15 protein-coding genes are annotated in these 16,347 nt (G+C 58.8%); 11 read left to right on the top strand and 4 right to left on the bottom strand.

Annotation, left to right across the window (positions count from 1 at the left end; all coding sequences use genetic code 11):
• Positions 1-80 precede the first annotated feature (80 nt).
• From GRI91_RS09720 to GRI91_RS09675, 10 genes are all read left to right on the top strand, one after another.
• The gene (locus GRI91_RS09720) at positions 81-725 is read left to right on the top strand and encodes an XrtA/PEP-CTERM system exopolysaccharide export protein (protein ID WP_160736483.1); all 645 of its coding nucleotides are present in this window, start codon (positions 81-83) and stop codon (positions 723-725) included.
• Between the two features lie 3 nt (positions 726-728).
• Positions 729-2,252 carry an XrtA system polysaccharide chain length determinant gene (locus GRI91_RS09715; protein ID WP_160736482.1) on the top strand — a complete coding sequence of 508 codons (1,524 nt, stop codon included), beginning with the start codon at positions 729-731 and terminating at the stop codon, positions 2,250-2,252.
• A gap of 10 nt (positions 2,253-2,262) precedes the next feature.
• The gene (locus tag GRI91_RS09710) at positions 2,263-3,324 is read left to right on the top strand and encodes a P-loop NTPase family protein (protein WP_160736481.1); all 1,062 of its coding nucleotides are present in this window, start codon (positions 2,263-2,265) and stop codon (positions 3,322-3,324) included.
• Positions 3,325-3,379: 55 nt separating this feature from the next.
• Positions 3,380-4,984: a preprotein translocase subunit YajC gene (locus GRI91_RS09705; RefSeq protein WP_160736480.1), complete on the top strand. Its 1,605-nt coding sequence runs from the start codon at positions 3,380-3,382 to the stop codon at positions 4,982-4,984.
• Between the two features lie 10 nt (positions 4,985-4,994).
• Positions 4,995-6,191, top strand: coding sequence for an XrtA/PEP-CTERM system-associated ATPase (locus tag GRI91_RS09700; RefSeq protein ID WP_160736479.1), 1,197 nt, complete (start codon positions 4,995-4,997; stop codon positions 6,189-6,191).
• Positions 6,192-6,281: 90 nt separating this feature from the next.
• Entirely contained in the window at positions 6,282-7,133 is an 852-nt protein-coding gene (locus GRI91_RS09695; protein WP_160736766.1) for an XrtA system polysaccharide deacetylase, read from the top strand.
• A complete protein-coding gene (locus GRI91_RS09690) occupies positions 7,130-8,173 on the top strand; it encodes a FemAB family XrtA/PEP-CTERM system-associated protein (protein ID WP_160736478.1) in 1,044 nt (347 codons plus the stop codon). The genes GRI91_RS09695 and GRI91_RS09690 overlap by 4 nt, the downstream gene beginning before the upstream one ends.
• Positions 8,174-8,176: 3 nt before the next feature.
• Positions 8,177-9,400 carry a TIGR03087 family PEP-CTERM/XrtA system glycosyltransferase gene (locus GRI91_RS09685; RefSeq protein WP_160736477.1) on the top strand — a complete coding sequence of 408 codons (1,224 nt, stop codon included), beginning with the start codon at positions 8,177-8,179 and terminating at the stop codon, positions 9,398-9,400.
• Positions 9,397-10,950, top strand: a complete 1,554-nt coding sequence (gene xrtA, locus GRI91_RS09680; protein WP_160736476.1) for an exosortase A — start codon at positions 9,397-9,399, stop codon at positions 10,948-10,950. Before GRI91_RS09685 ends, xrtA begins: the two co-directional genes overlap by 4 nt.
• Before the next feature lie 341 nt (positions 10,951-11,291).
• Complete coding sequence (locus GRI91_RS09675; RefSeq protein WP_160736475.1) at positions 11,292-12,251, top strand: crotonase/enoyl-CoA hydratase family protein; 960 nt, start codon at positions 11,292-11,294, stop codon at positions 12,249-12,251.
• Between the two features lie 20 nt (positions 12,252-12,271).
• Here GRI91_RS09675 and GRI91_RS09670 read toward each other — a convergent pair whose 3' ends face one another.
• The 4 genes from GRI91_RS09670 to GRI91_RS09655 all read right to left on the bottom strand — a co-directional run bounded on the left by GRI91_RS09670 (position 12,272) and on the right by GRI91_RS09655 (position 15,413).
• Complete coding sequence (locus GRI91_RS09670) at positions 12,272-12,976, bottom strand: pirin family protein (RefSeq protein WP_160736474.1); 705 nt, start codon at positions 12,974-12,976, stop codon at positions 12,272-12,274.
• A 68-nt stretch (positions 12,977-13,044) separates the two neighbouring features.
• Positions 13,045-14,160, bottom strand: a complete 1,116-nt coding sequence (gene zapE / locus GRI91_RS09665; protein WP_160736473.1) for a cell division protein ZapE — start codon at positions 14,158-14,160, stop codon at positions 13,045-13,047.
• Positions 14,157-14,630, bottom strand: coding sequence for a PaaI family thioesterase (locus GRI91_RS09660; protein WP_337190354.1), 474 nt, complete (start codon positions 14,628-14,630; stop codon positions 14,157-14,159). The genes zapE and GRI91_RS09660 overlap by 4 nt, the downstream gene beginning before the upstream one ends.
• The gene (locus GRI91_RS09655; protein WP_160736472.1) at positions 14,631-15,413 is read right to left on the bottom strand and encodes a succinate dehydrogenase iron-sulfur subunit; all 783 of its coding nucleotides are present in this window, start codon (positions 15,411-15,413) and stop codon (positions 14,631-14,633) included.
• Between the two features lie 159 nt (positions 15,414-15,572).
• Between GRI91_RS09655 and GRI91_RS09650 the strand changes: the two genes are divergently transcribed.
• Positions 15,573-16,310 carry an SDR family NAD(P)-dependent oxidoreductase gene (locus GRI91_RS09650; protein ID WP_237437786.1) on the top strand — a complete coding sequence of 246 codons (738 nt, stop codon included), beginning with the start codon at positions 15,573-15,575 and terminating at the stop codon, positions 16,308-16,310.
• Positions 16,311-16,347: the final 37 nt, after the last annotated feature.

Below are 16,347 nucleotides of genomic sequence, written 5' to 3'. Positions count from 1 at the left end.
GAAGCTCCATTGAATACGGAGTTCTTCGTGGACCACTACACTGGCTGGTCGCGGATCTGTTACTTTTGAAGGACGTGCGGATGACATTCGCTTCACTCGGAAAATCGTTCACGATGCTGCTGATTGCGGCCCTGTCACTGGCGGGCTGCGCGGCGAACAGCAACGCGCCGGAGCTGGAGCCAGCCCGCTTCGTGGCCATGCAGGAAGGCCCGGGCGAAGAATATGTGATCGGCCCGCTGGATGAGCTGACCATTCATGTCTGGCGCAATGAAGAGCTGGGCGCGAAGGTTCAGGTCCGTCCCGATGGTCGAATCACCACGCCGCTGGTTTCCGATATGCCTGCCGTGGGCAAGACGCCGACGATGCTGTCTGAAGATATCCGCCTGCAATTGTCGCAATATATCGAAGACCCTCTGGTAACCGTGATCGTCAATAAATTTGCTGGTACATTCAGCCAGCAGGTGCGGATCGTTGGTGCGACGGAAAAGCCGGCTTCGCTCCCTTACCGGGCGAATATGACCCTGCTGGACGCGATGATTTCTGTTGGCGGGCTGTCTGAATATGCTGCGGGCAACCGGGCCAAGTTGATCCGTTTCAACAAGGAAACCGGTCAGCAGAAAGAATACCGCCTGCGTCTGGGCGATTTGCTGAATGATGGCGACAGTTCCGCCAATGTGATGCTGAAGCCCGGCGACGTCATCATCATTCCCGAAAGCATGTTCTGATCCATGGGGCTTTCTGCTCTCCTCGAAGAATTGCGCGCAGTGCTCTGGTCGGTGTGGAATCGCCGCTGGATCGCACTGGCCGTGGCCTGGGGCATTTGTTTGCTCGGCTGGCTGGCCGTAGCGATGGTGCCCAATTCCTATGAATCAACCGCGCGGATCTATGTTCAGCTGGATGACGTTCTGGCGCAGCAGATCGGCATCGGCTCTGGCGAACGGCGCAAGGATCTCGACCGTGTTCGGCAGACTTTGACCAGCGCCATCAATCTCCAGCGCGTGGTACGATCCACCCGTCTGGGGGATGGCGTGTCGACGCCCAATGATATGGAGCGCGCGGTGACGGCGCTGGCTGATAATGTCGGTGTCTCGTCGATGGGCGACAATCTGTTTATCATCACGGCAGAAAGCGGGCGCGGCGAATATAGCGACAAAGAGAACGCTCAGCTTGCGCAAACGATCGTTCAGAAAATGATCGATATCTTCCGTGAGGAAAATCTGGGCGGCACGCGCGAGGACATGCGCGACACATTGTCCTTCATCGATCAGCAGCTGGCTGAGCGTGAACAGCAATTGCAGGAGGCCGAAACCAAGCGGCAGGCCTTTGAAACGGCGAACCCCGATCTGGTTGGCGGGACCCCGGCCATTGCCGCGAAATTGAGCGCAACACGCGCTGAATTGCGCAGTGTGGAAGCTGATCTTGCGGCGGCGCAGAGCGCTTTGGCCGCGATTGATGGTCAGATCGCCAGCACGCCGCGTGTCATCACCTCGCCGGATGGCAGCGGGCCGCAGGCGGCGCTAGCCCAGGCAGAAGCCAATATGGCGCAGATGAAGTCACAGGGCTTCAAGGATACGCACCCCGATGTGGTTGCAGCAAAGCGCCAGATAGAGGTGCTGCGCAAGCAGGCTGCAGCAGCTGGACCGTCTGGCGGCACGACGAATCCTGCCTACAGCTCGCTCCAATCGATCCGGGTGGAACGTCAGGCCAACATGCAGGCCCTGCGATCACGTGCCGCGGCTTTGCAGGCTGAGCTGGCGCAGATCAGTGGGGATCTGGCGGACGAGCCGGGTGCCGCGGCAGAGGCCCAGCGGATCAGTCGTGATTACGACGTGCTGCGCAAACAATATGACAAGCTGCTGCAGGACCGCGAAGAATTGCGCTTGCGCGGCCAGGTTGAGAGCGAAAGGTCAGCCATCCGTTTTGAAGTGATTGATCCGCCCAGCACGCCGCGTGCGCCTTCGGCGCCGCCGCGTGCGTTGCTGTTGGCGGCGGTGCTGATATTCGGGGTCGGTGCGGGCGCAGCTGTTGCCTTTGCACTCGGTCAGCTAAATTCAAGCTTTGCGACCGTTGCCAAGCTGGAGAAAACATTCGGTCTGCCGGTAATTGGTGCCATTTCCCGTGTTCGGACCGAAGCTGTTCAGCAGCGCGAATCGCGGCATTTAAAATACTTTGCGGCTGCAACTGGCGGGCTTGGCGTTATATTCCTTGTGCTCATTGCGCTGGAGATAATGCAGCGCGGAATGATGGCGTGAGAGGATAATTATGACCGATCAGAGCAAAATTCCGCCGCCTGAAAAACCTGCTGACGCAGGCAACCGCAAGCGCTCGCCATCCTTGATTGAGCGCGCCGAAGGCCTGCTGGATTCGGCGCGCTTCAAACCCGCACCCATGCCGCACAAGCTGGCCGAACCGCAGAAGAAGCGTGGCACGGGCCGCCCGGTTGAGACGGCGTCCCAAAAGCACGTTGGCGCGCCGACACCGGCATCCGCTCCGGCTCCTGCTGCGACGGCATCGGTAACACCGGCCAGCGCTTCTACGCCGCCCCGGCGGCGCCATTCGGAGCTGCCACCGGTCTATTTCTCCCGCGATGTGCATGTGGTCGATCGTGAGCGTCTGCGCGCGCAGGGACTGATCGAGCCGGAGGGGAAGGTTTCCCGCCTGCTCGAGGAATTCCGTATCGTTAAGCGGCAATTGCTGATTGATGCCCGGCGGATGCAGAAAGAGCGCAAGCTGCCCGGCGGCACGGCGCAGCGCATTCTCGTATGTTCGCCCCATCCGGGGGAGGGCAAGACCTTTTGCGCAACCAATCTGGCGCTGGCGATGGCGGCGGAGAAGGATTGTGAAGTCGTGCTGGTGGATGCCGATTTTGCCAAGCCTTCGATTCTGTCTGTGCTTGGTTTGCCGCGCGGTGCAGGTTTGCTGGATGCACTCGCCAATCCGGCGGTGAAAGTCGAAGACTGTGTTTTGACGACCGATATTCCGGGTTTGCATGTTCTGCCGGCCGGAAATTCAAGCCGTGCCGACAGTGAATATCTTGCTGCCAGCAGCTCCGTGGATGTGCTCAACCGGCTGACCCAGGGGGCTACGGACCGGATCGTGATTTTTGATTCCCCGCCGGCTCTTGCTGCCAGTCCGGCCGCAGAACTGGCCAAGCATTCCGGGCAGGCCGTGCTGGTCGCGCGCGCTGACAAGACTGGCCAGAGCGCATTGGAAGATGCCTTGTCTCTGCTTGAAAGCTGCCCCAATATTCGCCTGATGCTGAATGCGGCGCATTTCAGTCCCAGCGGTCGGCGCTTTGGTGCCTATTACGGTTACGAGGTCTGATCAGGTGTCCGCATTTCGTCTTTCACTCTTATTGACCGGCACTTGCCTGGCGGGCTTGCAGCCTTCGCTTGCTCTCGCGCAGGAAAGCAACGACGAGCCCGTGCCTCTGGAAACGGGCAGCGCCAAGGGGAAGCATAGCGAGATAACGCCCTATATCGAGGCGGCGCAGGTGCTGACAGCGCAGCTGTCGCCCGGCGACGAAGTGCTGACCTACACGCGGCTCGCGGCGGGTGTGGATGCCAGAATTACTGGCCGGCGTAGCGCCGCATCTGTTTCGCTTCGCTATGAACGGCGGATTGGCTGGGATGATGATGCGGTCGATGGCGACACGCTGAGCGGTGTAGCGCGCGGTTCCTTCACCATTATCCCGCGCGCGGTTTCGCTGGAAGCGGGCGCTCTGGCATCACGAACATCATTTGACGGAATTGGCGGCGGCGCGGTTGGCATCGTTGGCCGCAATGACCGGTCTCAGCAACTGTATTCTGGCTATATCGGGCCATCTTTGAAGACCGATCTGGGCAAAGTGGAGGCGAGTGGGTATTACCGATTTGGTTATACTCGCGTTGACAACCCTGACGCTTTGGTTCTTCAAAGTGGCGAAGCAGCGGATCTGCTTGACGAAAGCACTGTGCATGATGCGCAATTGCGGCTGGAATCCGCTCCGCGTGAGTTGTTGCCGATCGGCGTTGGTGTCGAAGCCGGTTTGACGCAGGAAAATACGTCCAATCTGGATCAGCGCGTGCGTAATTTCCACGCTTCGGCTGATGTCACCGTGCCGGTCAGTCGCACCGTCGCGCTGACTGCGTCGATTGGCTATGAAGATGTCGAGATATCCAGCCGCGATGCGCTGCGCGATGCCGATGACAATCCGGTAATCGGCACCGATGGCCGCTATGTCACCGATAAAAGCAGCCCCCGCGTCATCGCCTATGATGTGGATGGAATTATCTGGGACGCGGGCGTCATCTGGCGCCCCAATCGCCGCTTGTCGCTATCAGCCAATGTTGGGCGGCGTTATGGGTCGACGACCTATTACGGCAATCTCTCCTACCAGCCCAATTCCCGCACCAATTACTATGCCTCCGTCTATGACACGGTTTCGGGTGTCGGTGGCGGGCTCACCCGCGGTCTGGCTGGGTTGTCGGATGATTTCAGTGCAAGTCGCAACCCCATCAATGGCGGGCTGAACGGGTGCGTTTCCAGCTTGAGCGACGGCAATTGTCTGACCGGAGGGCTGGGCGCGCTGCGATCTGCTGCTTTCCGCTCACGCGGTGTTGCCGGCGGGGCGCAGATTGCCCTCGGACGCACCACCTTCGGCCTCGGCCTCGGGTATGATCGCCGCGAATATATCGGGGCCGCAGGGACTGTGCTGGCGGCGGCCGATGGCCTCGTGGACGAGAATTACTGGCTTTCGCTCTATCTGAACCGGCGGCTTGATTACCGCTCCAGCCTGAGTGCCAATTTCTATACCAATTATTTCAACAGTTACTTGAGTGATCAGGGCGACGGCCAGAGTTTCAGTGCCTCGCTTGGCTATAATCGCCAACTCACCGCCGGGCTGAGTGGAACCGCCGCCGTTGGGCTGGACGGTATCACGCGTGACAGCCTGCCCGACTATTGGAACGCATCGGCCCAGATGGGCCTGCGCTATTCCTTCTGAGGAGAATACGATGTTCGACAGCTTTTATGGCCTCAGCGGAAAACCTTTCCAGCTTACCCCCGATCCGGCCTTTTATTTTCGGAGCATCACCCACCGCAAGGCGTTGTCCTATTTGGGCTATGGCTTGCAGCAGGGTGAAGGCTTCATTGTCATCACGGGTGAAGTCGGCGCGGGTAAATCCACACTGGTCGCCCATCTGGTGTCGACGATTGACCCGGAAGAGCTGACCGTGGGTCAGGTTGTGACCAGCAAGCTGAATGAAAATGAAGTCATCCATGTGGTGGCGCAGAGCTTTGGTCTGGGTGTGGAAGGCCATGATAAGGCCAGCGCCCTCGGCGCGATCGAGGCATTCCTGCATGATGAAGCGCGCGCAGGTCGTCGCTGTCTGCTGATTCTGGATGAGGCGCAGAACCTGTCGGTCGATGCGCTGGAAGAATTGCGCATGCTGTCCAATTTCCAGCTTGGCAATCATCCGCTGTTGCAGACGCTTCTGCTGGGCCAACCCGAATTTCGCCATACGTTGCAAAGCCATCCGGCGCTGGAACAATTGCGTCAGCGCGTGATTGCCGCGCATCACCTGCAGCCGATGCAGGAAGATGAGATCGAAGCCTATATCACGCATCGTCTTAAACGGGTGGGCTGGAACCAGCATCCCAACTTTGAAGCGGACGTGTTCCAGGCAATTTTCGACGCGAGCGGCGGCTTGCCGCGCAAGGTCAACCAGATTGCCAATCGCATGCTCTTGCTGGGTGCGGTGGAGCAGGAAGATACGATCACCGCCCACATGGTGGATCTGGTCGTGGAAGATATGGATAGTGAACGGGCCGAGGTCCAGGTTGCGCCAAGCCCGTCCGACACGGAGAGCAACGAGGATGAACAATCATCACAACCTGATGCGCCCGCTGCGCAGGCCAGCCATGCGGCAGCGTCCGGCGATAGTTCGAAGTTTGAATCCATGCTGGCCGAACGCGATGCCCAGATCGCCGAATTGCAATTCGCGGTGATGGAACTGGTGAAGCAGCGCGAAGCGGCGGACGAAGAAGATCAGGATGAACCCTCTGTTTCTGCAGTGGACCTTGCGGATTTGCGCGACCGTCTGGACCGGCTCGAAGGCCGGATGGAAGAACAGGAACATACAATCCGCCATACGCTGACCATGTTGATCGAATGGGTGGAGGGCGAGTTGAACCCCGCCAAAGCTGCGTGATTGCACGCATTTAATAGCCGGTACCATGGGGCAAATGCCGGCCATGGCTGGCCATAGCGGGAGGGCGTTTTGGCGCAGATCATCAATGGCATGTCGGTCGATGTCGAAGACTGGTTCCAGGTCGGCGCCTTTGAAAAGGTGATTGACCGCAATTCCTGGGACAGCCGGGAAAGCCGGGTGGAACGCAATGTTCATGCGATCCTCGATCAGTTTGACCGGGCCGATATCAAGGCGACCTTCTTCACACTAGGCTGGGTGGCGCAGCGCAATCCCGCTTTGCTGCGTGAAATCTGTGAAAGAGGCCATGAGATCGCCAGTCACGGCTGGGACCATGGCCGCGTGTTCCGCATGACATCGGCTGAATTTGCGGCGGATATTTACCGTGCGCGCAAGGCGATAGAGGATGCTAGCGGCGCGCAAGTGACCGGCTATCGCGCCCCCAGCTTCTCTATCGATCAGCGCACGCCCTGGGCCTTCGATGTTCTGGCGGAACAAGGCTACACCTATTCCTCCAGTGTGGCCCCGGTGAAGCATGACCATTATGGCTGGGCCGAGGCACCGCGCTTTGCCTTCAATCCGCTTCCAGACAGCGCATTGCTGGAAATTCCGGTCACAACCGCGCTATTCCGCAGTCGCAGGCTTGCGGCGGGTGGGGGCGGTTTCTTTCGCGTTTTGCCTTATAGCTTCAGCACATGGGCGATCCGTCAGGTGAACCGGGATGATCAGCGTCCGGCCGTGTTCTATTTTCACCCATGGGAAGTGGACCCCGGTCAGCCGCGTATCCGCAATGCGCCGCTCCGCTCACGCCTGCGCCATTATACCAATCTTGCCCGGATGTCGGACAAGCTGGACCAGTTGCTGCAGAGCTTTGACTGGGGCCGGATGGATGCGCTGGCCGCGCGTGAGGCGCAGCGGCTAGCGCTTTCCCACCGGGCGGCATGATGGCCGCCGCTATCGTCAGACAGGCTGATCTTGCCGATGCTGCTGAGGTTCAGCGAATAGAGGACTATGTTGCGCGCATAGCGGGCACCCCGTTTCACCGCCCGGCATGGCTGAAGGCGATAGAGCAGGGCACTGGGCAGGCGGCGCTGGGCCTGATTGCAGAAGATGCGCGTGAGATTTGCGGCTGGTTGCCGCTGACGCTGGTCCATTCGCCGATTTTCGGGCGCGTTCTGGCATCGTCCGGCTTTGCTGTGGGCGGCGGTGTCTTGTCCCGCGATGAAGCTGCGGCCAAGTCATTGTGCCGAACGGCGGAGCGACTGGCTACCCAGCTATCCTGCCCCGCGATAGAGCTGCGCGGCGGTGTCGCGCCGCGTGACTGGCACCATGTTACGGATAGTCATTGCGGCTTTGTGGGCGCATTGGCGGCGGATGACGATGCGCAATTAACGGCAATTCCGCGCAAGCAGCGGGCGGAGGTACGCAAAGGGCTGAAAGCTGATCTCAGCGTCACAATCGGTACGGATGAGGCGGAGAGGGCCGCGCATTATGCCGTCTATGCGGAAAGTGTGCGCAATCTTGGTACGCCAGTCTTTCCGCGCGCCTTGTTTGATGCGGTGCTGGATCGGCTGGATGCTGATATTCTGACTGTGCGCCATCAGGGCGAACCGGTGGCCAGCGTGCTTTCGCTTTATCATGGCGGCGCGGTCATGCCTTATTGGGGCGGGGGCACTTACGCTGCGCGGGTTCTGCGCGCGAATGACCGGATGTATTTCGCGCTGATGTGCCATGCACGGGCGCGAGGGTGCCAGTTATTTGATTTTGGGCGGTCCAAAACCGGCAGCGGGCCTTATCATTTCAAGCGCAATTGGGGTTTTGACCCTGAACCGCTGAGCTATGCCAGCTGGACAGCGCCTGGCGCGGAAAAACGTGATGTGAACCCCACCAGCGGCAAACATGTCGCGCGGATTGCGCTGTGGAAGAAACTGCCCCTGCCGGTGGCCAATCTGCTGGGGCCGTGGATAGCGCGGGGATTAGGGTAAGCCATGCGGGCAGGTGAGGAAATTCTCTTTCTGGCGCATCGCATGCCATTTCCACCTGATCGGGGTGACAAGATCCGCGCGACGCATGTTCTGCGCCACCTTGCCTCCATTTCCCCTGTGCATGTCGCGACTTTTGCCGAAACGCGGGAGGACTGGGCGCAGCAGGCAACCTTGGGTGATTGCTGCGCCAGCTATTGCCTCGCCGCCCGCACAAAACCGTTGCCGCTGGCGGGGATGCAGGCGCTGCTGACGCGCAAGCCGGTCAGCCTTACCGCATTCAGCCATCCGCGCTTGCGGCGCTTTATTCGCAAAACGCTGGCTGAACGGCCTATCGGTGCGATCTATGTCTTTTCCGGGCAGATGGGCCAATATGTCCCGCGACGATTTGATGGGGTGGTGCTGGCTGATCTGGTCGATGTGGATTCGGCCAAGTTTGAAGCCTATGCGGCGCAGCGCGCCGGCTTAGGGGCAAAGGCCTATCTGCGCGAGGCGAAGCTGCTTTCGCAGGAAGAAGAGCGCATTATCCGCCGCGCCGACCGGACCCTGCTGATCAGTGATGCGGAAGCCGCGTTGATGCAGCAACGGATAGCCCCAGACCTTGCGCCGAAATTGTCGGTGATGGGCAATGGTATCAATGCCGCCTTTTTCAATCCGGAAATTGTCAGCGCTCATGATGAAATTGCCGCAGCACCGGGGCCGCATTGCGTCTTTACCGGGCAGATGGATTACCCGCCCAACATTGCCGCCGTTACGCGGGTGGTGGAGCGCATTTTGCCTGCCTTGCGCGATACATATCCCGATGCGCAGTTCCATATTGTCGGCCGTGCTCCCACATCGGAGGTGACTGCGTTGGGCCAGCAGGCGGGATGCCGCGTCTGGGGGGCGGTGCCGGATATGCGCCCCTATCTGAAGGCAGCCGATCTGGTGCTCGCGCCACTGACCATTGCGCGCGGCGTTCAAAACAAGGTGCTGGAGGCGATGGCCATGGCCCGTGCGGTGCTTGTTTCGCCTGAAGCGGCGACCGGTATCCCGGCAAAACCGGGCAGGGACTTTCTTGTCGGACAGGACGATGATGCGTTGATCAGCGCTGCGCTGGAAGTGTTTGCCGATCGTCAGGCCGCCAGTCAGTTGGGCGCGGCGGCGCGCGCCTTTGTACAACAGGAAATGAGCTGGTCGGCCAAGCTTTCCAACCTTTCCTCATGGCTTGAAAAGAGAAACGCAGCATGATGGCTCTTTCCGATCGCCTGAAGGCGCAGATTCCCGGCATCTGGCGCCGCCCGCTGGCTGCGCTGATCCTGCTGTGGCTGGCGCTCTTCACGCTGAGTTTTGGCGAATGGCAGGCCATGTTCGGCCAATGGTGGAACAGCTCCACCTATAATCACGTGTTGCTGGTGCCGTTCATTCTGATGTGGCTGGTTGGCATTCGCTGGCCCGTGCTGCGTCAGATGCGCCCGCAAAGCTGGTGGCCGGGGTTAATCTGGCTGTCTGCTGCGCTGTTCGGCTGGTTCCTTGGCCGTGTGTCGGGCGTCGATATGGTGGGGCAATTGGGCGCGGTGCTGGCTTTGCAGGGCGCGGTGATGGCGCTGCTGGGGCCGCGCATCTCGGCGGCCTTGCTGTTCCCGCTCTTTTACATGCTGTTCCTGGTGCCTTTCGGTGACGAGTTGGTTCCCGGTCTCCAGATGATTACCGCCCGCATCACCATCGCGCTCACCCATTGGAGCGGTATTCCGGCCCAGATCGAAGGGGTGTTCATCGATACACCTGCGGGATTGTTCGAAGTGGCTGAGGCCTGTTCGGGCGTGAAGTTTCTGATCGCCATGATCGCGTTAGGATCATTGATCGCGCATGTGTGTTTCATCAGCTGGCCTCGCCGCATTGCCTTCATGGCATTGGCGGTGATCGTGCCCATTCTAGCCAATGGTGCGCGGGCATGGGGGACGATTTTCATCGCCCAGTCACAGGGTATCGAATTCGCTGCCGGGTTTGATCATATCTTTTACGGCTGGATATTTTTCGCGCTAGTAATGGCTGTGCTGCTGCTTGTGGCCTGGCGCTTTTTCGACCGCCCGGTTGATGACGGGCCCGTCGATCTCACACTTCTGCAGCGTAGCAAACTTCTGGCCCGTCTGGACTTTGGCGGGGGGCATCTGGTTGCTGTTCTGGTTCTCGCTCTCGCGCTTGCCGGCGGGGCCTATGGCTGGAGCAGGGCGGTTCAGCAGCTGGAAGCGCCCATGCCGTCGCAGATTGCCTTTCCTGATGTGCCGGGATGGAAGCAGGTGCCCTATTTCCCCACTGTCTGGTGGGAGCCCCGCGCGGGCGGAGCAGATCACCGCCTGTTGGGGCGTTACCGTGATGCGCAGGGCCGCGAAGTCGATGTGTTCTACGCGCTCTATGCTGCGCAGGATGAAGGGCGCGAAGCGACCGCCTTTGGCGAAGGCGCATTGCCGCCGGATACGCCGTGGCGCTGGGCCGAACCGGGGCCAGCGATTGGCCGCGCAGATAGCGAAATCCTTCAGGCCGGTACTGCGCGGCGCAGGCTGGCCGCCACCTGGTATCTCACAGGCGATCTTCTCACCGGGAGCAAGAGCCATTTCAAGCTGCAAACCATGCTCAATCGCCTGCTGATGCGCGAAGATCCGAGCATGATGCTGATCCTGTCAGCCATGGAAAATGACCGGTATTCAGCCGAGGGTGCAGTGGCTGACTTCACGCAGTCAATTGCTCCCTTGTCTGGATGGATGGACCGTGCTGCGCAGCAGGAAGATCCTCAGCCTTGACGTAAAGAATCACCATCGCAGATTATGCAGGATCACCCTTGAATCAAACCGCTTTGATCTACTTAATCGAGTGGTCATTATTTGTCGCTGATCGCAGATAACACCCGGCTTTTATTATCATAGATGGTAATAAAAGGCGGTTTGTGCGGCTTTTCATTCGCAATAATACGGGGCGGTATGGGATACTTCTCACTTTATGTGCGTTAATGGGAAAACGGCACTAACACAGGTGTTATCTTGGTTAATAAAGAGTTGCCAAGTGGTAATTAGGTAGCTTACCTTAATTGTGCATCGCAACAAGCTGGCGGCCGACTGGGCCGCTGCGGGGAAACGGGGCAGATATGGATCAGTTACGGCACCTTGATCGGGATGATGTGAATTCAACCGACACATCCTCGGAACCTGCCATCGGCTTTGGCAGCGGTGACGAATATCTGGTGCAGGAAAGCCGCAACCATCTGGCGATTGATCCGGCGCTGTTCGCACTTTCAGAGCTGGAAGCTTTGTATGAAAGTGACAAGCAGACCCTTTGGACATTTATGCGGCCAACCGGCAGGCCCAGCTTTACCCCCGCCTTGCTGCATGATTTTGAAGATTGGCAGCGGCTGATCACGTCCAGCTTCGGCCCGGGAAAGGTCCCTTTGCGCTATCTGGTTCTGGGGAGCCGTTCCAAGGATATATTCTGTTTTGGTGGTGATCTTGGGCTGTTCAGTAAGCTGATCGAACAAGGGGACCGTGACAGTCTGGTTCGCTATGGCCATCGCTGCGTCGAGATTCTTCACCGCAATTGTCAGGCGCTCGATCTGCCGTTGATAACCATTGGTCTGGCTCAGGGGGATGCGCTGGGGGGTGGTTTTGAAGCCCTGCTGTCATTCGATTACATTATCGCTGAAAAAACCGCACGTTTCGGCCTGCCAGAAACGATGTTCGGCTTGTTCCCAGGCATGGGAGCTCATTCAATTCTGTCGCGCAAATTGGGCACGGCCATGGCCGATCGTCTGATCACGTCGAATGAGAACTACAGCGCTCAGGAAATGTACGATCTGGGCATTGTTCACCAAGTGGTTGAACCCGGTGAAGGGATCACGGCTACACGCGATTTCATCAAGAAAGCGGATCGCCGGCATATTGGACTGGTCAATGCGCGTAAGGCCATGCGGATGGCCCGCCCGCTGGAACTCGAAGAAATGCGCCGGATAACCGAGCTATGGGCCGACACGGCACTGCAGCTCAGCCCCAGCGATCTCAAAGTAATGGGCCGGCTGACCAAGGCGCAGGACAAACTGATTACAAAGGCCTGATCCTGCGCCCGTGGCCGGTGTCAGAGTGAATCCACCATCACCAATTCGCTGTCTTCCAGCGCTTCGATGGTAATCTGATCCTCCTGGGTGATGGCCAGGCCGTCGCGCTGCTTCGCCTCCACGCCATTTACCCGGATGCGTCCTTGTGATGGCACCAGATATTGGTGCCGGGTGCTTTGCGAAGGCGTGTAGCTCAACGTATCTCCAGCGCGTACCGTCGCCCCCAAGACGCGTGCGTCACAGCGGATTGGCAAGGCGTCGTCCGCTTCCGGATCGCCGCTGGCCAGGACTACCCATTGGCCGGCCCGGTCATCTTTCGGAAATTCACGCAATTCCCAATAGGAATCGCCACCGCGCTGGTCGGATTCGATCCATATCTGGAAGTTATATTCGTCCTCATCCTCAGCATTATATTCCGCATGGACGACGCCGCTTCCTGCGCTCATCACCTGAACATTGCCAGCGCTGGTAACGCCGACATTGCCCATATTGTCCTTATGCGTCAGCTTGCCGCCGCGCACATAGGTGATGATTTCCATGTTCTCGTGTGGGTGCGGCGGAAAACCGGAACGCGGACCGATCCGGTCATCATTCCATACGCGCAGCCGGCCCCAATTCATGCGCTCGGGGTCGAAATAGTTTGAAAAGCTGAAATGGAAACGCGCATCCAGCCAGTCGCCGGCCTTGGAATTATGCAGCTGTTCGAAAGGGCGAAGGTCAATCATATTGGATCTCACATCGGCGGGAAATTAACGCCGGAACACGTGGCTATGTGGGATCGGTTGCGTGCAATTCAACCGTCTTCGCCATGGCCCAGCGCCATGTAGTCTTCGCTCTGCATTTCCATCAGGCGGCTGACGGTGCGTTCAAATTCGAACGACCCGTCACCGGCGACATACAGTGCCTCAGGCTCGGCCGCCGCAGTGGCGAACAGCTTCACCCGGTTTTCATAAAGCTCATCTATCAGCGTCACGAAACGCGCTGCCTCATTGCGGTCATCCGGCCCAAGGGTAGGGATTCCGACAATGATGACGGTGTGATAATTATGCGCGATAGCCAGATAATCTGATGCGCCGCGCGGTTCCCCGCAGAGCCGTTTGAAACTGAATACACCCACGCCTTTCAGGCTTTTGGGCACATGCAACGTCCTGCCGCCGCCCAGATCAAGATCGGCCGATGGCACGTGGTCGGCATCTTCGGGGGCATAATCGGTCAGGCGGAAAAAGGCCTCACGCACCTGAGCCGTCGCGGCATCGCCGAGCGGGGTATGCCATGTTTCCAGCCCCGCCAGTCGATCCAGCCGGTAATCGGTTGCGCCATTGAGTTCGACCACATCCATTTGATTCTGAATAAGGTCGATAAAGGGCAGGAAATGCTCTCGGTTAAGCCCGTTTTTATACAGATCGCGCGGGGGACGATTGCTGGTGGTCACAACTGCCACATTCTCTTCGCAGATCAGCGCGCGGAAGAGGCGGCTCATAATCATCGCATCGGCGGAATTGTTGACCACCATCTCGTCAAAAGCGAGCACGTCGAGTTCGCCCCCAAGGGCTTTGGCCACGGGGGGAATGGGATCGCCGCTCTCGGTCTTGCGCGCATCACGCAGGCGGGCATGCACATCCAGCATGAAGGCATGGAAATGTGCGCGCCGCTTTGTCGGAATATCCAGCGTGTCGTGAAACAGATCCATCAACATGCTTTTACCGCGTCCGACGCCGCCCCACATATACACGCCGCGTGGGCGTTTGGGGCGGGAACCGAACAGACGGCCCATCAACCCGGGGGCGGCGCTATGCTCCAGTTCATCCTGCAACCTGGCAAGCTGCTTTGCCGCAGCTTCCTGTTCGCGGTCGGCGCGCAATTCACCGGCTTCGACCAGCGCGTGATATCGCTCCAGCAACCCGCTCATGCACTTGCTTTCCGAATGATGCCGGAAAAGGACGCAACGGGCCCCTGTTCCTGTTCAACTTGCCCGCGCAAAAAGACCATACGGCCCGTTTCGCGCACGATTTCGCCAACCGAATCTATGGGCTGTTCCAAAGTGCCCGGACCGACGAAATGATTGTTCAGTTCAACTGTAACAGCGCCGCCAACCGGATTGTCGGTCAGCACACGCCAGGTGGTGAAGAGCGAGATATCGATCAGCGCCATGATCACGCCGCCGTGGATTGTGCCCATGGGGTTCAGGTGGCGTTCCAGCGGCAACATGCGCAAGCGGGCATGCGTGTCATCATCACGCCGCAGCAGCATTTTGCCCATGACTTCACGATTGAAGCGATTGGCGTCATCGCCGCCAAGCTGCCAGCTGAACCAGCCATCATGCTCGGGATCAGCCCTCAGACTAAGCCCGCTTGCATCTCCACTCTTATCAGAATGCACTTAGGCCTGCCGATCGGCCTGCATCTTCTTGATTTCAGCAATCGCCTTGGCCGGTGACAGACCCTTGGGGCAGACATTGGCGCAGTTCATGATCGTGTGGCAGCGATAGAGGCGGAAGGGATCTTCCAGCTCGTCTAGCCGCTCACCGGTCATTTCATCGCGGCTATCCGCCAGCCAGCGATAGGCCTGCAACAGAATTGCGGGGCCCAGGAACTTGTCCGAATTCCACCAGTAGCTGGGGCAGGACGTGGAGCAGCAGGCGCACAGGATGCACTCATACAGGCCGTCGAGCTGTTCACGCTGCTGCGGCGATTGCAGGCGTTCCTTACCCGATGGGGTCGTGGAAACGGTTTGCAGCCAGGGACGGATGGAGGCGTATTGCGCATAGAAATGCGTGAAGTCGCCAACCAGATCCTTCACCACTTCCATATGCGGCAGTGGCGTAATCTGAATTTCGCCCTTCAGATCTTCGATCGCGGTGGTGCAGGCCAGGCCATTCTTGCCATTGAGGTTCATGGCGCAAGAGCCGCAAATCCCTTCACGGCACGACCGGCGGAACGTGAGCGTCGGATCAACCTCGTTCTTGATCTTGATCAGCGCGTCCAGAACCATCGGGCCGCAATCATCAAGATCGAGCTCAAAATAGTCATAACGCGGATTGTCGCCGCTATCCGGATCGTAACGATAGATCTTGAACTTCTGAAGCCGGTTCGCGTCAGGGGCTGTGTGCCGCTGGCTTTTGCCGGTGATCTTGCTGTTCTTCGGAAGGGTGAAGGTTGCCATAATTCCAAAATCCCTGCTGGATGCGCCCTATCTAACGATTGTAGCGCGCGGGGCAAGCTTAGCGGGGCGGATTTGCCGATCGGCGGCGTTTTTTTGCGCCGGATACAGGGGACGGTTCGGCAGTTTAGAGAATAGAGGGTTGCGGGCAGGAGCTTATTTTTGGCAGATAAAACAGCTTTGTGGCCGCAAAAAGCCGCAATTTTCGGGGCTTCGGGCGGGATCGGCAACGCTGTCATGCAGCAATTGCGCCGCGCCGGATGCGCAAAAATCTATGCGGGCAGCCGATCGGGGCACGTCATCGAAGGCTCGGGGATAACACCATTTCATTTCGATCTGGAATCCGAGTCGAGTCTGCGCGAGGCGGCGGAGATGATGCGGCTCGATCCACCTCAGCTCGTTTTTGTCGCCACCGGCGCGCTTACGCTGGATGATGGCAGCGAACCGGAAAAGTCTCTTTCTTCTATCGATCCGCAGGCAATGATGAAAAGCTTTGCCATCAATGCTATCGGTCCGGCGCTGATCGCCAAATATTGCGCGCTGATTTTTCCGCGTGAGGGGCGGGTGGTGTTCGCGGCGCTTTCTGCTCGTGTGGCGTCGATGGACGATAACCGGATCGGCGGGTGGCATTCCTATCGCGCGTCGAAGGCGGCGCTCAATATGTTGCTGCGCAATGTCGGGATCGAAATGAACCGCAGAAACGACCAGGCGTTTGCCATTGGAGTGCATCCGGGCACGGTCGATACGCGCCTGTCAGAGCCGTTTCAGAAGAACCTGCCGCAGGGGCAGCTGCAAACGGCAGCGCAATCAGCAGCGCATATCATTTCTGTTCTTAATCAGTGTGATGCGGAGGATAATGGCCATCTATTCGCATGGGATGGCCAGCGCATTCCCTATTGAGAGTGGGGCGCAACAGCGCGAGGTGAGGGCGCTGTTC

This window comes from Altericroceibacterium endophyticum (assembly GCF_009827595.1).
GTDB lineage: Bacteria > Pseudomonadota > Alphaproteobacteria > Sphingomonadales > Sphingomonadaceae > Altericroceibacterium > Altericroceibacterium endophyticum.
Note: the sequence above shows the minus strand (reverse complement) of the source record. Positions and strands in the feature narration are given on the sequence as shown.

Bases quoted from the DNA above. Each gene is read 5' to 3' on its own strand.
- GRI91_RS09720 (WP_160736483.1), top strand. From the start codon at position 81: ATGACATTCGCTTCACTCGGAAAATCGTTCACGATGCTGCTGATTGCG.
- GRI91_RS09715 (WP_160736482.1), top strand. From the start codon at position 729: ATGGGGCTTTCTGCTCTCCTCGAAGAATTGCGCGCAGTGCTCTGGTCG.
- GRI91_RS09710 (WP_160736481.1), top strand. From the start codon at position 2,263: ATGACCGATCAGAGCAAAATTCCGCCGCCTGAAAAACCTGCTGACGCA.
- GRI91_RS09700 (WP_160736479.1), top strand. From the start codon at position 4,995: ATGTTCGACAGCTTTTATGGCCTCAGCGGAAAACCTTTCCAGCTTACC.
- GRI91_RS09695 (WP_160736766.1), top strand. From the start codon at position 6,282: ATGTCGGTCGATGTCGAAGACTGGTTCCAGGTCGGCGCCTTTGAAAAG.
- GRI91_RS09690 (WP_160736478.1), top strand. From the start codon at position 7,130: ATGATGGCCGCCGCTATCGTCAGACAGGCTGATCTTGCCGATGCTGCT.
- GRI91_RS09685 (WP_160736477.1), top strand. From the start codon at position 8,177: ATGCGGGCAGGTGAGGAAATTCTCTTTCTGGCGCATCGCATGCCATTT.
- xrtA (WP_160736476.1), top strand. From the start codon at position 9,397: ATGATGGCTCTTTCCGATCGCCTGAAGGCGCAGATTCCCGGCATCTGG.
- GRI91_RS09675 (WP_160736475.1), top strand. From the start codon at position 11,292: ATGGATCAGTTACGGCACCTTGATCGGGATGATGTGAATTCAACCGAC.
- GRI91_RS09670 (WP_160736474.1), bottom strand. From the start codon at position 12,976: ATGATTGACCTTCGCCCTTTCGAACAGCTGCATAATTCCAAGGCCGGC.
- zapE (WP_160736473.1), bottom strand. From the start codon at position 14,160: ATGAGCGGGTTGCTGGAGCGATATCACGCGCTGGTCGAAGCCGGTGAA.
- GRI91_RS09655 (WP_160736472.1), bottom strand. From the start codon at position 15,413: ATGGCAACCTTCACCCTTCCGAAGAACAGCAAGATCACCGGCAAAAGC.